At 40.1% G+C, this 16,378-nt stretch carries 19 protein-coding genes and 1 pseudogene; 16 read left to right on the top strand and 4 right to left on the bottom strand.

Annotation, left to right across the window (positions count from 1 at the left end):
- Nucleotides 1-12: 12 nt before the first annotated feature.
- From cobA to N8M93_RS00520, 9 genes and pseudogenes are all read left to right on the top strand, one after another.
- The gene (gene cobA / locus N8M93_RS00560) at nucleotides 13-798 is read left to right on the top strand and encodes a uroporphyrinogen-III C-methyltransferase (protein WP_261129017.1); all 786 of its coding nucleotides are present in this window, start codon (nucleotides 13-15) and stop codon (nucleotides 796-798) included.
- Between the two features lie 14 nt (nucleotides 799-812).
- On the top strand, nucleotides 813-1,550 hold the full coding sequence (locus N8M93_RS00555; RefSeq protein WP_261129016.1) for a sirohydrochlorin chelatase: 738 nt from the start codon (nucleotides 813-815) through the stop codon (nucleotides 1,548-1,550).
- Nucleotides 1,547-2,116, top strand: coding sequence for an NAD(P)-binding protein (locus N8M93_RS00550; protein WP_261129015.1), 570 nt, complete (start codon nucleotides 1,547-1,549; stop codon nucleotides 2,114-2,116). Before N8M93_RS00555 ends, N8M93_RS00550 begins: the two co-directional genes overlap by 4 nt.
- A gap of 14 nt (nucleotides 2,117-2,130) precedes the next feature.
- Nucleotides 2,131-3,192, top strand: coding sequence for a homocysteine S-methyltransferase family protein (locus tag N8M93_RS00545; RefSeq protein ID WP_261129014.1), 1,062 nt, complete (start codon nucleotides 2,131-2,133; stop codon nucleotides 3,190-3,192).
- A gap of 294 nt (nucleotides 3,193-3,486) precedes the next feature.
- A pseudogene (locus N8M93_RS00540) lies at nucleotides 3,487-3,713 on the top strand (hypothetical protein).
- A gap of 80 nt (nucleotides 3,714-3,793) precedes the next feature.
- Entirely contained in the window at nucleotides 3,794-4,099 is a 306-nt protein-coding gene (locus N8M93_RS00535) for a hypothetical protein (protein WP_261129013.1), read from the top strand.
- A 208-nt stretch (nucleotides 4,100-4,307) separates the two neighbouring features.
- Nucleotides 4,308-5,534, top strand: coding sequence for an MFS transporter (locus tag N8M93_RS00530; protein ID WP_261129012.1), 1,227 nt, complete (start codon nucleotides 4,308-4,310; stop codon nucleotides 5,532-5,534).
- A gap of 22 nt (nucleotides 5,535-5,556) precedes the next feature.
- Nucleotides 5,557-6,822, top strand: a complete 1,266-nt coding sequence (locus N8M93_RS00525) for a S41 family peptidase (RefSeq protein WP_261129011.1) — start codon at nucleotides 5,557-5,559, stop codon at nucleotides 6,820-6,822.
- A 45-nt stretch (nucleotides 6,823-6,867) separates the two neighbouring features.
- Nucleotides 6,868-7,410, top strand: coding sequence for a GNAT family N-acetyltransferase (locus N8M93_RS00520; protein WP_261129661.1), 543 nt, complete (start codon nucleotides 6,868-6,870; stop codon nucleotides 7,408-7,410).
- Nucleotides 7,411-7,556: 146 nt separating this feature from the next.
- Here the strand turns inward: N8M93_RS00520 and N8M93_RS00515 are convergent, their stop codons facing one another.
- The 3 genes from N8M93_RS00515 to N8M93_RS00505 form a co-directional block, all read right to left on the bottom strand.
- Entirely contained in the window at nucleotides 7,557-8,408 is an 852-nt protein-coding gene (locus N8M93_RS00515; protein ID WP_261129010.1) for a dimethylarginine dimethylaminohydrolase family protein, read from the bottom strand.
- A gap of 109 nt (nucleotides 8,409-8,517) precedes the next feature.
- The gene (locus N8M93_RS00510) at nucleotides 8,518-9,252 is read right to left on the bottom strand and encodes a YqcI/YcgG family protein (RefSeq protein WP_261129009.1); all 735 of its coding nucleotides are present in this window, start codon (nucleotides 9,250-9,252) and stop codon (nucleotides 8,518-8,520) included.
- A gap of 236 nt (nucleotides 9,253-9,488) precedes the next feature.
- Nucleotides 9,489-10,175, bottom strand: coding sequence for an FG-GAP-like repeat-containing protein (locus N8M93_RS00505; protein WP_261129008.1), 687 nt, complete (start codon nucleotides 10,173-10,175; stop codon nucleotides 9,489-9,491).
- A gap of 625 nt (nucleotides 10,176-10,800) precedes the next feature.
- Between N8M93_RS00505 and N8M93_RS00500 the strand changes: the two genes are divergently transcribed.
- Together N8M93_RS00500 and N8M93_RS00495 are read left to right on the top strand one after the other, a co-directional pair.
- On the top strand, nucleotides 10,801-11,028 hold the full coding sequence (locus N8M93_RS00500; RefSeq protein ID WP_261129006.1) for a DUF3892 domain-containing protein: 228 nt from the start codon (nucleotides 10,801-10,803) through the stop codon (nucleotides 11,026-11,028).
- A 162-nt stretch (nucleotides 11,029-11,190) separates the two neighbouring features.
- Nucleotides 11,191-11,826: an FMN-dependent NADH-azoreductase gene (locus N8M93_RS00495; RefSeq protein WP_261129001.1), complete on the top strand. Its 636-nt coding sequence runs from the start codon at nucleotides 11,191-11,193 to the stop codon at nucleotides 11,824-11,826.
- A gap of 36 nt (nucleotides 11,827-11,862) precedes the next feature.
- Here N8M93_RS00495 and N8M93_RS00490 read toward each other — a convergent pair whose 3' ends face one another.
- On the bottom strand, nucleotides 11,863-12,051 hold the full coding sequence (locus tag N8M93_RS00490) for a hypothetical protein (RefSeq protein WP_261128996.1): 189 nt from the start codon (nucleotides 12,049-12,051) through the stop codon (nucleotides 11,863-11,865).
- A 178-nt stretch (nucleotides 12,052-12,229) separates the two neighbouring features.
- Between N8M93_RS00490 and N8M93_RS00485 the strand changes: the two genes are divergently transcribed.
- The 5 genes from N8M93_RS00485 to N8M93_RS00465 all read left to right on the top strand — a co-directional run bounded on the left by N8M93_RS00485 (nucleotide 12,230) and on the right by N8M93_RS00465 (nucleotide 16,378).
- Nucleotides 12,230-12,508, top strand: a complete 279-nt coding sequence (locus tag N8M93_RS00485) for a hypothetical protein (RefSeq protein ID WP_261128995.1) — start codon at nucleotides 12,230-12,232, stop codon at nucleotides 12,506-12,508.
- Nucleotides 12,509-12,728: 220 nt separating this feature from the next.
- Nucleotides 12,729-13,259 (top strand): sigma-70 family RNA polymerase sigma factor, encoded by a 531-nt coding sequence (locus N8M93_RS00480; protein ID WP_261128994.1) that lies wholly within the window; start codon nucleotides 12,729-12,731, stop codon nucleotides 13,257-13,259.
- The gene (locus N8M93_RS00475) at nucleotides 13,256-14,131 is read left to right on the top strand and encodes a hypothetical protein (protein ID WP_261128993.1); all 876 of its coding nucleotides are present in this window, start codon (nucleotides 13,256-13,258) and stop codon (nucleotides 14,129-14,131) included. Before N8M93_RS00480 ends, N8M93_RS00475 begins: the two co-directional genes overlap by 4 nt.
- 150 nt (nucleotides 14,132-14,281) lie before the next feature.
- A complete protein-coding gene (locus tag N8M93_RS00470; protein ID WP_261128991.1) occupies nucleotides 14,282-15,304 on the top strand; it encodes a Gfo/Idh/MocA family protein in 1,023 nt (340 codons plus the stop codon).
- Nucleotides 15,305-15,316: 12 nt separating this feature from the next.
- The gene (locus tag N8M93_RS00465) at nucleotides 15,317-16,378 is read left to right on the top strand and encodes a Gfo/Idh/MocA family protein (RefSeq protein WP_261128990.1); all 1,062 of its coding nucleotides are present in this window, start codon (nucleotides 15,317-15,319) and stop codon (nucleotides 16,376-16,378) included.

Genomic DNA, 16,378 nt, shown 5'->3' with positions numbered 1-16,378 from the left:
GGAGAGGATGAAATGGGTAAAGTCTATCTAGTAGGAGCCGGGCCGGGGGATCCAGGATTGATCACGGTCAAAGGTATGAAGTGCATAGAAGAAGCAGATGTCATTCTTTATGATCGGCTTATCAATAAAGAATTGTTGAACTATGCAAAAGAGGATGCTGAACTGATTTATTGCGGAAAACTGCCAGACTATCATTTAATGAAACAGGAAACAATCAATCATTTTCTCGTAAAGAATGGATTGAAAGGAAAAACCGTCACGAGATTGAAAGGCGGTGATCCGTTCGTATACGGCAGGGGCGGGGAAGAAGCGGAAGCGTTGGCAAAGCACGGATTGGAGTTTGAAATCGTCCCAGGAATCACTTCAGGCATTGCCGCTCCTGCTTATGCGGGTATACCGGTTACACATCGCGAACATAGTTCAACGTTCGCTTTTGTGACAGGCCACCGCCGTAAGGATAAAGAAGAGGATGATTTGCGCTGGGAAAGTCTTGCAAAAGGAATTGATACACTCGCGATCTATATGGGAGTCAAAAACCTGCCTTATATTTGTGCACAACTTACTAAACACGGACGTCCCAGCGAGACACCGGTCGCCTTAGTGCATTGGGGAACCATTGGAGAACAGCAGACCGTAACTGGAACATTAGAGACGATCGTCGATGTCGTCGAACAAAATGAAATCAAAAACCCCAGTATGATCATCGTCGGTGAGGTTGTCCGTCTTCGCGATAAGCTCAATTGGTTCGAACGTTTGATTGAACCAGAAAGTGAATTGCAGAAGAAAGTCGCTTTTTAAGATGGAGGAAAGAGATGCAAGCTATCTTATACGTCGGTCATGGGAGCAGAGTTGAAGAAGCAAGGAACCAGGCTGCGCAGTTCATGAAACAAAGTATGGAACATCAGTCCATCCCGATTCAGGAAATCAGCTTTCTCGAATTGGCACACCCGTCCATCGAAGTAGGGTTCAAACGTTGTGTTGAACGTGGTGCAACGAGTATTGCAATAATACCGATTTTGTTGCTTACAGCAGGACATGCGAAAAAGGACATCCCTATGGAACTGGTACGGTTGCAAAGTCTGTATCCAGCTATCTCAATCACCTATGGGCGTCCGTTCGGTGTACATGAGAAAATCATTGATATTTTAATCGAACGGATCTATGACAAGGTAAAACCGATTGACGATGCAATGGTCCTTCTAGTCGGAAGAGGAAGCAGTGATCCGGATGTGACAAGGGATTTACGAGAGATTGCAGATCGATTATATGAAAAGCATCGGTTCAAAAGAGTTGAAACATCCTTTTTAGCTGCAGCTGAACCAAGTTTTGAAGAAGGACTTGAACAAACAATGCGATATGGTCATAAACAAGTGTTGGTCGTACCCTATCTCTTGTTTACAGGGATTTTGATGAAAAGTATGGAAAAGACGATCCGAAAATTGACAACAGAAAATCAGGATTTCATTTTATGTGACTACCTCGGTTATCATCCTAACCTTCAGGAAGTAGTTTCCGAACGGGTCCAGGAATTGATTGGTGTTGGCGTATGAGCCATTACCCGATCATGCTGGATCTCGAAGGTAAAGACGCAGTCGTCATTGGAGGCGGAAAGGTAGCAAATCGTAAAATCAAGTCACTCGTGGAAGCCGGGGCGAAGGTAACGGTTGTAAGTCCTCGTGTAAATGAAAATGTAAAAAAGCTGGTGCAGCGAGAGCAGATAAACTGGATAAAAAAACAAGCGGAAGCTGAAGACTATCAGGACGCGTTTGTTGTAATCGCTGCAACAAATGATCCTGATGTGAATCAGTGTATTGCTGCACAAACTCGAAAAAATCAACTAGTCAATGTGGTCGATGATCCAGGAACTGGAAACTTCTCTGTTCCTGCAAAACTATCAAGAGGCAGACTAACAATCGCCGTATCGACAGGCGGTGCTAGTCCAATAATAGCAAAAAGAATAAGAGATGAACTGGCACAGACCTATGATTCAACATATGAGGAATACATGGATTATCTTTTCGACTGCCGGCAAAAAATCAAGCGGATGACGATAAATGAACCAGAAAAACAAAAACTGCTCGAAGAATGCACGAGTTTCTGGGAAAAGAAAAGTTGAAGAGGTGAGTACCATTGAGTGGAGAGAAACGTACATTAAGACAACGTCTGGACGACGGACCTGTGATTTGTGGAGAAGGCTATTTATTCGAACTAGAACGACGTGGTTACCTTCAGGCAGGTTCATTTGTTCCAGAGGTTGCAATAGAAAACACACAAGCACTGGAGCAGGCATATCGTGATTTCATGAACGCTGGATCTGATGTCATCGTCGCTTTCACATATAATGCTCACCGTGAAAAAATGCGGATCATCGGGAAAGAGGATCTAGTTGAAAACTTAAGCAGGCAAGCCATCCGTTCCGCAAAAAAAATTGCGGAAGAGCACCCTGAAGAACCTGCACTGGTAGCAGGGAACATATCCAATACGAATGTTTTCGATCCCGAGGATGATTCGTCCAAGGATGAGGTCAGATCAATGTTTGCAGAAATGGTGGAATGGTGTGTCGATGAAGATGTAGATTTCATCTTAGGTGAAACGTTCTACTATCATGAGGAAGCGTTGATCGCCCTTGAAGAAATAAAAAAGAGCGGACTTGATGCCGTAATTTCTTTAGGATTGATGGGTGAAGGTGTCCTTCGGGATGATTACACAGTGGAAGATTCATGCAAAATTCTCGAACAAAACGGTGCACTGGTAGTAGGGATGAACTGCTTCAGAGGACCTGAAACGATGCAGCCACATCTTGAAAAGATTCGAGAAAAGACAGATGGTTACCTTGCAGCACTTCCGCTCCCGTATAGGACGACAGAAGAGCACCCTACCTTTTTCAACTTGCCTGATGGTGGATGCAGCTGCTCGATACCGACTGAAACGACATTTCCTACTTCTCTGGACCCGCTGTATCACAACCGTTATGAACTTGCTGAATGGGCGAAGAAAGCTCATTATGAAACGGGTATCGGTTTTATCGGGTTATGTTGTGGAGCTTCTCCAGCTATGATTCGCGCGGTGGCTGAAGCAGTCGGCCGTATTGCTCCGAATTCAAAATACTCACCCAACATGGATAAGCACTTCTTGTTTGGTCAAGATGAAACGTTGAAGAAGCATAATGTAGAGTACAGGACGAAAGCATGAAGACGTGGAGGACTGATCCAAAATTATTGGACAGTCCTCTTTCTTACATTTAGAGAAAATAATATACGTTCACCTAAGTCTCAACCACCTATGACTTCTCTTTACCAAGTTTTCTTTACGCGAAATTTAATCCAATAGAAAGGAAAATTATGTTAAAGTTTAAAAAGGGGATATTGTTTTACTTGTTTATTTATAGTAGATGGCGAATTCAATGCTGATGTGGTCTTATCAGTTAAAGAGAAATTGTAAAAATAAGATAATCGGATACACTACTCGAACTATATGGGGGACTACATGGACAATATTGATAAAAGAAATCGTTTAGATGAACAACCTTTCAGTTATCGGCTCACTAAAAATGATATTGTTTTTATAGAGTATTATGGCAAACAAGTGAAAACCTTGAAAGGGAAAGATGGAGAGAAGTTTTTAAAAAAAATGAATGCTGCGGAAAACGAAAAACCTCCCAATTAATCATGGCAAAGATAACGGGTAATTTTAAAAGGGGCAATGAACGCTGACAGGATCTTTCTTTTCACCCTTATAATAAATCGATTTCTAAGTAGAAGTTCAATAGATCAATTGTGAGGCAGGTGTGATATTGAAAAAATCGATTAATGTCATGATTGTAATAGTAGTGGTATTCCTGCTCTTGCACTCAACACCAACTATGGCATTGAGAACTAAAGTTTTTCTGATGGGTTATCCAAAGGCTGCGATAACTTCAGGTATTATTGAAGATGATTTTCATAATGAAATAGATAAAAATAGATTTTATCAGCTGAATGCGAAAGCTTATACCTTGACGACCCCTCCCATTGAAAAAGCTACCCAGGGTGAATTACGAAACTATCTTGTTAAAAAGACTGGATTTCTACATTTCGCAGAATATTATGGTGAAGGGTGATGGTCAGCTTTATTTTACATTTAAAGAAAGGATGAATTTTCTTCTATAGAAGGGCGCAAGCTGGTGGCTCCAGAAGCAATACACCGTACGAAGGGAAACAATTGCTTTTTCGAGGTACTAAGGCTCATCCTGCGCTTGGGCTTGGTTTTGCCAAGTTTTCTTTATTTGACCATACAACGATTTCACCAATCAAATGAAGGGGGGACTTATGGGGAAAAGTGTTTTAAAAAACCGTGGATTTATCTCATTATGGTTAGGAACTGCAATATCCGGTTTAGCAGGAGCCTTCGGAACATTTTGCAACGCTATATTGATTTATGATATGACAGGATCGAAGCTTGCTCTTGGCAGTATGTGGCTACTCTATTTTCTTCCTTCCATCATTCTTCAGCTTGTCAGTGGACCTTTCATTGATAGATGGAGTAGAAAATGGATTATGATTCTATCACAGTGGACAAGGGCAGCTATCTTTTTAGTTCCTTTATTATCTTTAACAATTGGAATGCTGAGCCCATCGCATATTTATGCTGTTCAAATTGTCATTGGATTACTAGCCCCTTTATATGTACCAGCCAGTCAGGCAATAACTCCTACAGTGGTTTCGAAAACACAATTAAGTACAGCAAACGCATATATTGATGGTACTTCTCGCCTTATGATGTTTTTAGCACCTGTTTCTGGTGGGATTGTAATTGAATACATTGGGATAAAGTTAACTTTGCTATTCGTAATAATTTCTTTATCCATCAGTGGTTGTTCATTATTATGGGTTAAAGAACACCGGCAGACAATAGAGGTTCGATCGACCTGGTTGAAACAATTTACTGAAGGGATCACCTATTTCTTTCAAGAACGGCGAATTGTGTGGCTAGGTATATTTCTTGGTTTTGTTCAATTCGGTGTTGGCGTTACAATGGTGATTAATTTACCTTATATTATCGATGTACTTAATGGAAACTACGATGATTATGGGGTATTTATGGCAGGCTTTCCCTTAGGATATGTGATCGGGTCACTGCTTGTAGGAAAGTTCAAATACAAGAGCAGAAGAACCTTAATGTTGGGGTCACTTGTGGTAGGTGGACTGACATACGTGTCATTAGGGATTATCAATAGCATTTATATTGCGGTCTTTGTTGAAGTTGTTGCAGGGGTCGCCATGGCATTTTTCAATGTACATAATACAACCATCAACCAACAAACCGTCCCTGATCGTTTGATGGGAAAAGTTTTATCTGTCAGATTAGTGATCATCCGGGGAGTAATGCCTTTGGGTGTTTTAGTTGGAGCGGCGGTTAGTGAAATATGGGGGATAAGACCATTGTTTATAATAATCGGTACTATTATCTCTACTGCCGCTATTATTGGGATCGTATTTCCTTATTTTAAATTTATCGATGTTCCGGTTTCAGAAAGTAAAGACATAGCTTCATAGGTGGTAATAAGGAGGAAATAGATTGTATCTGACAATATTTGATGAAGTTGTACATATTCTACATAATGATTATTCTGGATGCATGGATAAAGAGGGATGGGACAACCCCGCCTTTTATCGGGATCAGATCATGAAATTGAACGTTGAAGAAAATAGTGATGAAACGTTTGTGCAAATTGTACAAGACTACTTGCTTGATTTTAATGACTTACATATGAGTTTTAAATATACTGATGAAAATAAAAATACCCATTATGAGGTGGGGTTTACGGTTAGAAGATACAATGATTTGCTCTATGTAGTAGCCACGGGAAAGGAGAATAGAGTAAAACCTGGGGACGTTATTACAGCGTTAGATGGGATTGCAATTTCTGATTTGGTTGGGATCCATAAAAGAAGATTGATGGAAAAAGAAGCAGAAAGAGAGAACTGGAATGATATCCTTTCAAAGTACAAGAGTGCTTCTATAACGAATGAAACTGGGAACAGATTCGATATTGAGCTTGGAAAGTATGAAAAAGAACCATTCCAACCTGAGTATTCACTAGAAGAGATAACAAAGGATACAATATTACTAAAACTCACAGACTTTATGAATCATGATGCACTATTAAAATTAGTAAATGATAACAAGTCCCTTTTAGCAAATCGCAAAAATCTCATTATCGATGTAAGGGTGAACAAAGGTGGAAGTGATCTAGCCTACTTTGAATTGCTTCCTTATCTTTTTGATGGAGATGTCATTGATATAAAAAGCTTTGATGATGGTGTAATGTTGACGAATTGTACAAACCGTAATGTTGAACTACGAACGAAATTCCTTAAGAATGCTTTTTCTACAATTGAAGATGCGACCACAAGATATCAAATTGATATGATGATCAATACTTTAGATGAGAATAAAGGTAAAGGGTTTGTTGAATTGGATTTCAGTGATGTGGAAGAAAGTTTATTTTTGAAAACAAAACCCGGTCCTGAAAAAATTATTTTACTAACAGATGTGTATTGTGGTAGTTCGGGCGATTCATTTGTAGAGTTATGTAAAAACTCAAGAAAAGTTACTGTACTTGGACGTCCGACATTAGGTTTGAATGACTATTCCAACCTTGCTGTGATGAGATGGGATAATAAATTCGAGCTTTGGTATCCAACTACGAAATTATCAAAAGTCGATGAAGGAAAAGGGATGAGCGGGGTTGGTATTCAGCCTGATATTTATATTCCCTGGAGTCCTGATCATATAAAGCAAGATATTGATTTACAAAAAGCATTAGAGCACCTTCGATAGTTAAGAGAGATTTCATGTTAGTCAATAGAGAGAGTGAAAGAAATGGTGATAGAAGTTCCGATAATAGAAACGAATAGATTGATATTAAGACAAGTAATTCCAGAAGATGCTGAAGATATGTTCCGTTATCTATCTGATGGAGAAGTTGTGAAACACATGGGGTTGCCACCTTCTCAGACAGTTGCAGACGTGTTAGATGAAATCAAGTGGTATACCTCTATCCTTGAGGAAGGCAGCGGGATCAGATGGGGGATTACGCTTAAAGATGTTGGAAAGGTCATCGGGAGTTGTGGATTTCTTAATATGGTGCCCAAACATTATCGAGCAGAAGTCGGATTCGAATTAAGCAAAGAATTTTGGGGCAGAGGAATTGCTGGTGAAGCATTACGTGCTGTGGTGAAATATGGGTATGATTACTATCGATTGGAAAGAATTGAGGCTTTGATCGAACCTGACAATCTCCCCTCACAAAAACTGGTGGAAAAGCATGGTTTCATAAGAGAAGGCTTGCTTCGGCATTACGAATATACATGTGGAAAATTTGATGATTTATATATGTTTTCAATTTTGAAAAATGACTTCATTTAATGCGTTTTTTGAAAAAGGGTTGTCCTATGTTTGAGACAACCCTAATCTTACACTTAAAGAAAGTATATAATTCTTTCTTCAGTATAAGGGCAACTAAGGCTCGACCTACAAAAGGCTTGGCCTCGCCAAGTTTTCTTTATGTTTTATTATTCTCTTTGCAGAGGAAGCGTACAGCATCGAAATGATCCACCTGATTTAATGATTTCGGAAAAATCAACTGGGATGATTTTAAACCCTTTAGATTCCATCAACTGGTTCAATCTTTCATTCTGTGGGAGGCTGATGATTTTTCTATTCCCTATGGAAAGTACGTTCGGTCCCATGTGAAACTGCTCTTCTTTCGTTACAGGTATGATCTCAAACCTGGATTTGATTTTTCTTAAATCCTTCGTTGCAAAAGCTTCAGGGTAAACAAGTGCTGTATGATCACTGATGATGTTGAACACACAATCAAGATGAAGAATATCACTCCTGAGCTTTAACAGTTCGATACGGTAAGAAGGGAGACGCTTATAAAGGTGCTCAAGTGCCTCAAGTGATGTGCGTCCACTTTTTCCCACCCAAATGGTAGAACCATCGATCACCACATCACCGCCCTCAATATATCCAGGAAAAGTATTATGAAAAGGGAGTGAATTCTCTTGAAGCCAGTCTTTCAATATTGTCGTTTCCTCCTGGCGGACTCTTTCCCGCATTGAACACAGGAATAGCTGATCGTGAATTGTAAATCCAATGTCCCTTGAGAAAACCTGTTCATGTAAATGCGGTTCAGCAGGAAGTAAGGTGACCTCGACTCCATGCTGATTCAGTTCATGTACGAATGTATCATGCTGTTGTATAGCGAGTGAGGTGTCAATGTTGGTTTCTTGGTAATGTTTTTGAGTTTCATTGATGGCATCATTAATTTCCATAAAAGATGGCTTTACCATCAGTACCTTTATGAGCCTTGAATATTCTGTGCTGCAATGAATACTGCTTCCTATTGCTATTCCCTTCATATCCATAACCTCCATCTCGACGATATTGTACATTTCCCTTTGTCCAATATCGCAAAACCCAAATAATGATTCCATTCCATGTTATTTTATTGTTCGAAATTCATTGCGATTAACTGTCTTTATGATGGAAAGGGCATTTTCCTTTTATAGGCTCAATATCATCTCCAATGAACGATTGTTTCCATTCATTATGTTCAGGATCTCCGTAATGGCTGATATCAGGATGTTTTGGAAGGCCGTCCCATTTTTCCACTCGTGCTCTCACTTTTTCACGTGACATGATCCCACCTTTTTCTGTTCCTTCGAGTCCCTGGAAAATTTGACGAGGTTGAAAGCCTAGAATCAAACTGTTTCCTAAATTCCTCGTTTTCCTTTGTTTATAGGCCGGAGCATTGCCAAAGGTAAAGATCGGTTCACCTGCGAAATGGAAGTCCCACAAAAAGTGATCTGGGTCTTTTGGTGCTCCATGCGGCCATGTGAAACGATCGTTATGATGCAAATACTGCAAGATGTCCCAGAAGTATGACCGGTAGTATTCAAGTGACTTTTCTGTACTTTCTGGTTCCACAAAAATGAAGAGTCCATGTCTTTTTGGATCAGGTTCCTCGAACAAGCTTAGGAAACTCTCGACAGCTCCTGGCAAGTAAGCCCAATTGTTATGTTCAATGTAAGAATAGCGTAGTTCCCCATTGTGTTGGGCCGTCCTCCCGAAATAACAAGGGAACGTCGGATCGTTTACAATCTGGCTGAATGTTTTATATTCTTTTAATAACCATCCAGGGAGATCGGTCCCCTCTTCAATAGCTTCTTTCGTTAATAGATATCTGCTCTCTGTTTTCAGCATAGTCAATCTCCTTTAATGCCAAGTAGTTTTGATATTTAGATTTTTGGGGGAATCTTGAAGTATCTATTACCTTAGTATGGTTCATTAAAACATTTTGTTGGATAAAGATTTCTCTATGCCATATTCGTGACACTCCTACAAGAAAAACAATCCAGGCTAGACCTCAGTGGGAAGACTTAAGAGCCTTGCAGAAAGTGCATTTTGTAGAAATTATAATAAAAACGAACACAACCAATTTAAAAAATCTGGATTGTCTGGTTGTACGGTTCAAAGGTTGATTCCTTCCACCTCAAGTACGTATTCAACCAACCTAGACCATCCGCGTTATATAATCCAATAATCCGTTGATAAGCCAGCAGATCGTAAACACCAATTCCTTGAAAATCGACTGGATATAACCCGCCAAGGGCATTGACAGAACCCTCAACAGGATTTTTGAGCTTTCCATCTTCATCATATAATTGGTCTAAATATTCCTTACCTTTGTACTGGATATCTATTATGAATGAATTTCCTGTTTCAATCCCTGTCACTTTCACCTTAAAGCCGTCTAGATAGTCCACTTTATAATGATACAAGTCATTGAAAACCTCATAATCAAAGAGGATTTTCGGGTCGTTTTGTACGAACGAATAAACATAATTATATGTGAGTCCACCGGATCCACCTGAAAACATATTGATAAAGATATCGTCAATCCTATTTCCAGTAAAATCACCTAAGAAGAGAGACGGCTGATAACCCATGGATGTTTTTAACGGTAATTGATATATTCTTCTGGTCTTTCCATCCTGAATCCATAATGTGATATTCTCTCGAAAAGGACTATCAGGAAAAGGCCGTGTCCCTGTCAGGTAAACGAGATCAGGTACTCCATCACCGTTTACATCGCCAATTTTACGTGCCAATAACTCCATACTCATCACAGTACCTCCATCTAGGTCTCAACATGTGAAACCCTAATTCGATTCATTCGTATATAATGTTAAGTTACGGAAGGAGATTACAAAACGTGTTTATGATTAAACCGAAATGCTCGAATGTGAAAAAGAAATAAAATCGAATGAAGAAGTGTTTGTGAAATTACGGTATCCCAAAGTCAGGGGTATGACAGAAACCAAAGCTTAATCGACAGTATAAATCACAGCTCATCCTGCAGGCATTTGTTTCCGCGTGCATGTTCTTCCAATCTTACTTTATGCGTAATGCTGAAGGATCCGCTATACAAACGGACTGGCGTTTCATAACAGGGTTTGTAATTATCCTGTTTCTTTTTGTAAATGCAGAAAAATGGTTTCAACATAGAAAAATTGATCATGCAGTCACTTCAGAAGCTTTTAAAGGATATACGAGGAAATCAATCATCGGTGGGACCATTATTGGACTGTTGCTGGCATTCGTGGCGATAACTGTGATAATCATTTTTAATATATAAGTTCAACAACCATCACATTAAGCAGTGGTGGTTTTGTTATGAGCATTGACGACTGTTTCGAGAATATTATTCTGAATCTCGAAAACAATAGGAAATATAAGGAGGTTTTGGTAATGGGTAAAGAACATTTTACTGGTGTACGTAAAGATGAAAATGGTAAGATCCAGATGTTCCAAACAAGCTCTGGCCGAGAATTATCATATGAAGATGCAATCAAAGAAGTCGATAATGAGATGATTGAGGGTGTGAGTGTAGTAAGGGAAGAGGACGGAGAAACATATATCCGCTCTAACCCTGATAACCGAAGGGATAATAACTTGGATGGTCTGCCTATATTCTAGAGAGCTGGGAGTACCAGCTTTTTCTTTTTGTACTGATATTCTTCATTCAATAAAAAACGATGAGCAAACTATTTTGTTTTATTCAGCTGGCATGGTACTATCACTATGTAAAAAGGAGCTACTTATTAAAAGTAACCCAATAAACTACAGGAGGAAATACAAATGGCAGAAGTATTGTACATCACAGCAAACCCAAAAACTGCAGAAGAATCATTTGGACTAGCGGCAGGAGAAGAATTCATCAATGCTTACCGCGAGGCGAACCCTGATGATGAAGTGATTCGTCTGGATCTATATGAATATGACCTTCCTTATATTGATACTGATGTTTTCAGTGGATGGGGAAAGCTTCAACAAGGACATGCTTATGATCAATTAAGCGCTGATGAACAGGATAAAGTGAGACGGATCAACGTGCTTACCGAACAGTTCAAGAAGGCAGATAAGTATGTGTTCGTCACACCACTGTGGAATTTCAGTGTCCCTCCAAAAATGAAAGCGTATATAGACTGTGTTGCAATCGCAGGATCTACGTTCAAATATACAGAAGATGGTCCAGTAGGGCTGTTGGATGATAAAAAAGCTCTCCATATCCAGGCGCGCGGAGGAATCTATTCAGAGGGTCCGGCTGCCGAACTCGAGATGGGCGATCGTTATATCCGCAATGTCATGGGATTCCTGGGCGTAAAAGACATGAATTCGATCATTATCGAAGGCCATGCAGCAATGCCAGAAAAAGCCGAAGAGATCAAATCGAAAGCGATCGAAGAAGCAAAACAAATCGCAACCCAATTTTAATTTCACGAAAAAGGATGACCGATAAGGTCATCTTTTTCATTCATCATGCGGTTTGTAAGGAACCTGATCTAAAGGAATGGACATGGAGTAGTCATAGGAGAATGCCTCTGATTGCACTGATCCATTTTGATAATCAAGTACAGAATCATTCAACTTATTATCATTCTTTACATCTTCAAAAACCGGTACCTGATCAAATGGTATGTCTTTACGGTGATTATACATCTAACAACCCCCATTGTTAGTTAATACTAGTTAATTCGACGGAGTACGTTCGTCATCCTTTAGCGTATGGTAATTATTTTAGAATATTCATATGAACATCTGAATCAAGCATATTTCATCAGTCTAGCCTTCATACATGATAAGATGAATAGAAGATTCGTTGGGAAGGATGGTCCGGATGCCGCAATTTTTATTCAAGGTTGTGGAGGTAGAAACACTGGAGAAGGATTCGGGGGATCAACAATTCGTAAATAAAGTAGCGAATGTCGATGCGGAAGTGTTGGACAAACAATCGGGAAAAACCATTTATAGAGGGAACTTTGATGTCATGTTCAACAAAGATGGTGTCTACCCTTCCGTTAAATCAATCAATGCAATCGATGTTCCCAAATACATAAAAACCGAGTTGCTCTTTCAATCAAAACGATATATCAAACGTTTAAGAAAATGGCTTTAATAAGAATGGATTATTAGGGCTGTCCAAAAAGTGTCTGAGTTTCTCCGAATTTAACAATGTTGATGTTGGAGGCTTTGACCCTTTTTAGGACAGCTCTTTTTTCTTAATGAATAAAATGAAACTATTTTCTAAGTCAGTCGTCTAAGTTGCGATTTCGTAGAAGTAAATGACAGAAATATCAATGAAAGGATGTGATTTCGAGGTGCTAGAGGTGAACAGAATGCAAAAAGAGAGCAATAAGTCCCAGGATGAGACCATTATTTTACTCATGGACCGATATGGGGACATGGTTAAGAAGTTAGCTTTTACATACGTCAAGGACATGAGCACAGCAGAAGATGTTGCTCAAGATGTTTTCATAAGCTGCTATCATAACATTCACAGATTTCAAAGACGATCAAGTTATAAAACATGGATCTACCGGATTACGATCAACCGGTCAAAGGATGTACTAAAGAGCAGTCGATTTAAGAATTGGCTGCCCTTCAAAAGTGATCAATCTCATGTATCGCTAGAACAGTCTCCTGAATTGAGACTGCTTAAAAAAGACGACAAATCAATAGTGACCAAATCGTTATTGGCTGTACATGAGAAGTACCGAGGTATTCTATACATGTATTTTTATGATGAATTGAAAATTAAAGAAATCAGTGAAATCACTAATCTGAAAGAAAGTACTGTCAAGACAAGAATAAGCCGTGGAAAGGAATTATTGAAAAAAGAGTTTGAAAGGAGAGGTTTAGAACGATGAGAGACGATCAGTTTGACAACCTCAAAGAAACGCTGGACAAGGAAGTTTATAGCCGTATGAAATTTTCCGATAGCGAGAAGGAAGTGGTGCTTGACCGGATGAAAGAAACAAAAAAACAGAAAAAGCCACTGTTTAACCGGTTAGCTGTAAGTTTAGCAACGATTACCGTATTGCTCGTTTTTGGTTCAGTACTTTTAAGCCAAGGAATAGGAACGAAGGAGTCCGTATCAAAGGAAAAATCAGAAAAACCTGAAACAGAACAGCTCGTACAACACGATGAATCGGATAATGAAGACGATATTGAAAATGAAGAAGATACAGCGGTTTCTGCTGATAGTGGATTGCATAAAGAATGGAAGGATGTCACCAATCCTGAAGATGTCCCACCTACACATCCGACGAATGCAAAGGATTTGATCGCCGATGCTAATAAAGTAATAAAAGCAGGAGTACCTGGACAGTATACGGATGATCCAATGTATTATAGAGCAATGAGTCCAGGTACTGTAAGAACTTCCTTACGTGGGATCACCGTGAAAGGGGAAGCGATTGAAAGGGATTTCAAAAACCTGAAAAACCTTTGTATATTGATTCATATGGAAGAATTGAAAAGATACGAGCATTTGGAATTACCAAAAGGTGAATGGCCACAAGCACATGTAGATCAGTGGAAAGAACCAAGTGAAAAGATGAAAAAGGCAATGATATATTATGAAGGTCTTCTGAGTGATCTTGATATTGCAATCAATTACCATGGGGAAGGCGAAGTATCCGGTTATGCGCATATGTTGGATGGTGCGAAAGTAGATGAACTTGAAGATTTCATCCCGCCAGAAGATGAACTTGTCGATGTTGAATGGAGAGAAGATTAAATACATGAAAATCGCCTATCGCTGTCGTTACGGTAGGCTTTTTGATTTTGAGTGTAAGTTTATTCCGATGTGAAAATTCGAAATCTTGACAACTTTAAGATATTAAAATACTCTATCTTCATACGTTCATGAATCCAAGGAGGTAATTCAATGATCAATGTTGCTTTACTTAGCAGGTGGCACGTCCATGCAGATGATTATGCAAAACTTGCGCTTGAAAATGAAAACGTTTCAATCAAACTTGTTTGGGATGAAAATCCAGAGCGGGGTAAGAGATGGGCTGAGGAACTTGGGGTCACGTTCACAAGCCATCTCGAGTCGGTGCTGGCTGATCCAGAAATCGATGCAGTGATTGTTGATACACCTACCAATCGCCATAAAGAAATCATTCTGGCAGCTGCAAGACATGGAAAGCACATTTTTACGGAGAAAGTGCTCGCCTTTACTGTGAGGGACTGTGAAGAAATCTATGAAAAGGTAAAGGAAAACAATGTCCAACTTATGGTTTCTTTACCACGCCTTACAGAAAATTATTATCTTTATGCACAAGATGTCGTTGATCAAGGTCTCTTAGGAAAACTGACCACGATCCGATGCAGATTGGCACATAACGGCGCAGTACCACTTGGAGGGAAATCAACGGGGTGGCTGCCAGAGCACTTTTTCAATATGGAGGAATGTGGAGGTGGCGCATTGATTGACCTTGGTGCCCATCCGATCTATTTGACAAACCGGCTTGCTGGCAATGCTGTTTCATTATCAGCTCGCCTTCAACAAACTGAAGGCTATGATGTCGATGATAATGCAGTCGTATTGGTCGAATACGAATCAGGTGCGCTTGGCGTACTCGAAACCGGGTTTTTATCCACTGGCAGTCCATTTCAATTAGAGCTTTATGGAACAGAAGGTACCCTTTTAATTGAAGACCAACAAATCCGTCTGAAAAGCAGTAAGCTGAATGGAGAATGGGTCACTCCAGAACCTCTTCCGGACCCGCATCATTCGCCTTTTGATCAATGGGTACTTGCAATCGCAAATAACGAACCGACTACAATTTCAGAATCGGATGTCTTGGGGCTGACATTGATCAATGAAGCATCGAGAATATCCGATGAACAGGGACGCAGGGTCACAATACAAGAAATTCTGAACGAAACAGAACAAATCAAGTAGGAGGAGAAGAATATGGCTGAAAAATTGAAGGTAGGAATCATCGGTGCGGGTGGGATTGCTAAGGAAGTACATATTCCTAGCTATTTGAAATGTGGAGACAAAGTCGAGCTCGTTGCCGTTTGTGATGTCGTCCAGGAAAAAGCGGAGGAGTTAGCAGCTGAGATCAATGCACCATATGCTTTTTCTACATATGACGAAATGTTCGAAAACGTGGAGATCGATGCCGTTAGTATATGTACACCGAATAAATTCCATCACCCTGCAACAATTGCTGCGCTGAAGGCGGGGTGCCACGTTTTATGTGAGAAACCACCGGCAATGACTGTGGATGAGGCAGTTGAAATGGCTGAAACTGCCGAGAAAGAAGGAAAGATTTTAACCTATGGCTTCCACTTCCGACATGCTCCAGAGGTCGAAGCATTGAAACGTTTCATCGACAATGATGACTTAGGGGACATTTATGCAGCAAGAGTTACAGCAATGCGACGTAGAGGTATTCCTGGCTGGGGTGTCTTCACAAACAAAGAACTCCAAGGAGGCGGTCCTCTGATTGATATTGGTGTCCATATGCTCGATACCGCTCTTTATTTGATGGGCTACCCAGAACCGGATACTGTTTTCGGGGTCACTTATCAGAAACTCGGAAAGCGGAAGGGTGTCGGAATGATGGGTGATTGGGATTGGGAAAACTTCACAATAGAAGATATGGCCCGAGGTATGATCACCTTTAAGAATGGGGCTTCGATTCTTTTAGATTCAGCATTCGCAGCGAATGTGGAAAAACATGATGAAATGAATGTTTCCTTGATGGGTGATCAAGGCGGTGCCGATGTTTTCCCTCTAAAGATCTATCAGGAGAAACATGATGTACTCATTGACACCACTCCATCCTTTCTACCACGTAAAGGGTATCACGAGTTGGAAATCGAACGATTCGTCGAGTCATGTCTATCAGGGCTTCCACCGATCAGCACGCCTAAAGAAGGGGTTTATCTACAACAGATCATCAATGGATTATACGAGTCTGCGGAAAAAGGTGAAGCCGTCAAGTTGGAGCGAACCATATCCGTTTGA

Origin of the sequence: Bacillus sp. Marseille-Q3570 (genome assembly GCF_946151055.1) — a bacterium.
Taxonomy (GTDB): Bacteria; Bacillota; Bacilli; order Bacillales; family Fictibacillaceae; genus Pseudalkalibacillus.
This window is presented reverse-complemented; position numbering and strand designations above follow the sequence as displayed.

Excerpts from the sequence above, each read along its gene's own strand:
- cobA (WP_261129017.1), top strand. The coding sequence starts at position 13 with ATGGGTAAAGTCTATCTAGTAGGAGCCGGGCCGGGGGATCCAGGATTG.
- N8M93_RS00555 (WP_261129016.1), top strand. The coding sequence starts at position 813 with ATGCAAGCTATCTTATACGTCGGTCATGGGAGCAGAGTTGAAGAAGCA.
- N8M93_RS00550 (WP_261129015.1), top strand. The coding sequence starts at position 1,547 with ATGAGCCATTACCCGATCATGCTGGATCTCGAAGGTAAAGACGCAGTC.
- N8M93_RS00530 (WP_261129012.1), top strand. The coding sequence starts at position 4,308 with ATGGGGAAAAGTGTTTTAAAAAACCGTGGATTTATCTCATTATGGTTA.
- N8M93_RS00515 (WP_261129010.1), bottom strand. The coding sequence starts at position 8,408 with ATGAAGGGAATAGCAATAGGAAGCAGTATTCATTGCAGCACAGAATAT.
- N8M93_RS00510 (WP_261129009.1), bottom strand. The coding sequence starts at position 9,252 with ATGCTGAAAACAGAGAGCAGATATCTATTAACGAAAGAAGCTATTGAA.
- N8M93_RS00505 (WP_261129008.1), bottom strand. The coding sequence starts at position 10,175 with ATGAGTATGGAGTTATTGGCACGTAAAATTGGCGATGTAAACGGTGAT.
- N8M93_RS00500 (WP_261129006.1), top strand. The coding sequence starts at position 10,801 with ATGGGTAAAGAACATTTTACTGGTGTACGTAAAGATGAAAATGGTAAG.
- N8M93_RS00495 (WP_261129001.1), top strand. The coding sequence starts at position 11,191 with ATGGCAGAAGTATTGTACATCACAGCAAACCCAAAAACTGCAGAAGAA.
- N8M93_RS00490 (WP_261128996.1), bottom strand. The coding sequence starts at position 12,051 with ATGTATAATCACCGTAAAGACATACCATTTGATCAGGTACCGGTTTTT.
- N8M93_RS00485 (WP_261128995.1), top strand. The coding sequence starts at position 12,230 with ATGCCGCAATTTTTATTCAAGGTTGTGGAGGTAGAAACACTGGAGAAG.
- N8M93_RS00480 (WP_261128994.1), top strand. The coding sequence starts at position 12,729 with ATGCAAAAAGAGAGCAATAAGTCCCAGGATGAGACCATTATTTTACTC.
- N8M93_RS00475 (WP_261128993.1), top strand. The coding sequence starts at position 13,256 with ATGAGAGACGATCAGTTTGACAACCTCAAAGAAACGCTGGACAAGGAA.
- N8M93_RS00470 (WP_261128991.1), top strand. The coding sequence starts at position 14,282 with ATGATCAATGTTGCTTTACTTAGCAGGTGGCACGTCCATGCAGATGAT.
- N8M93_RS00465 (WP_261128990.1), top strand. The coding sequence starts at position 15,317 with ATGGCTGAAAAATTGAAGGTAGGAATCATCGGTGCGGGTGGGATTGCT.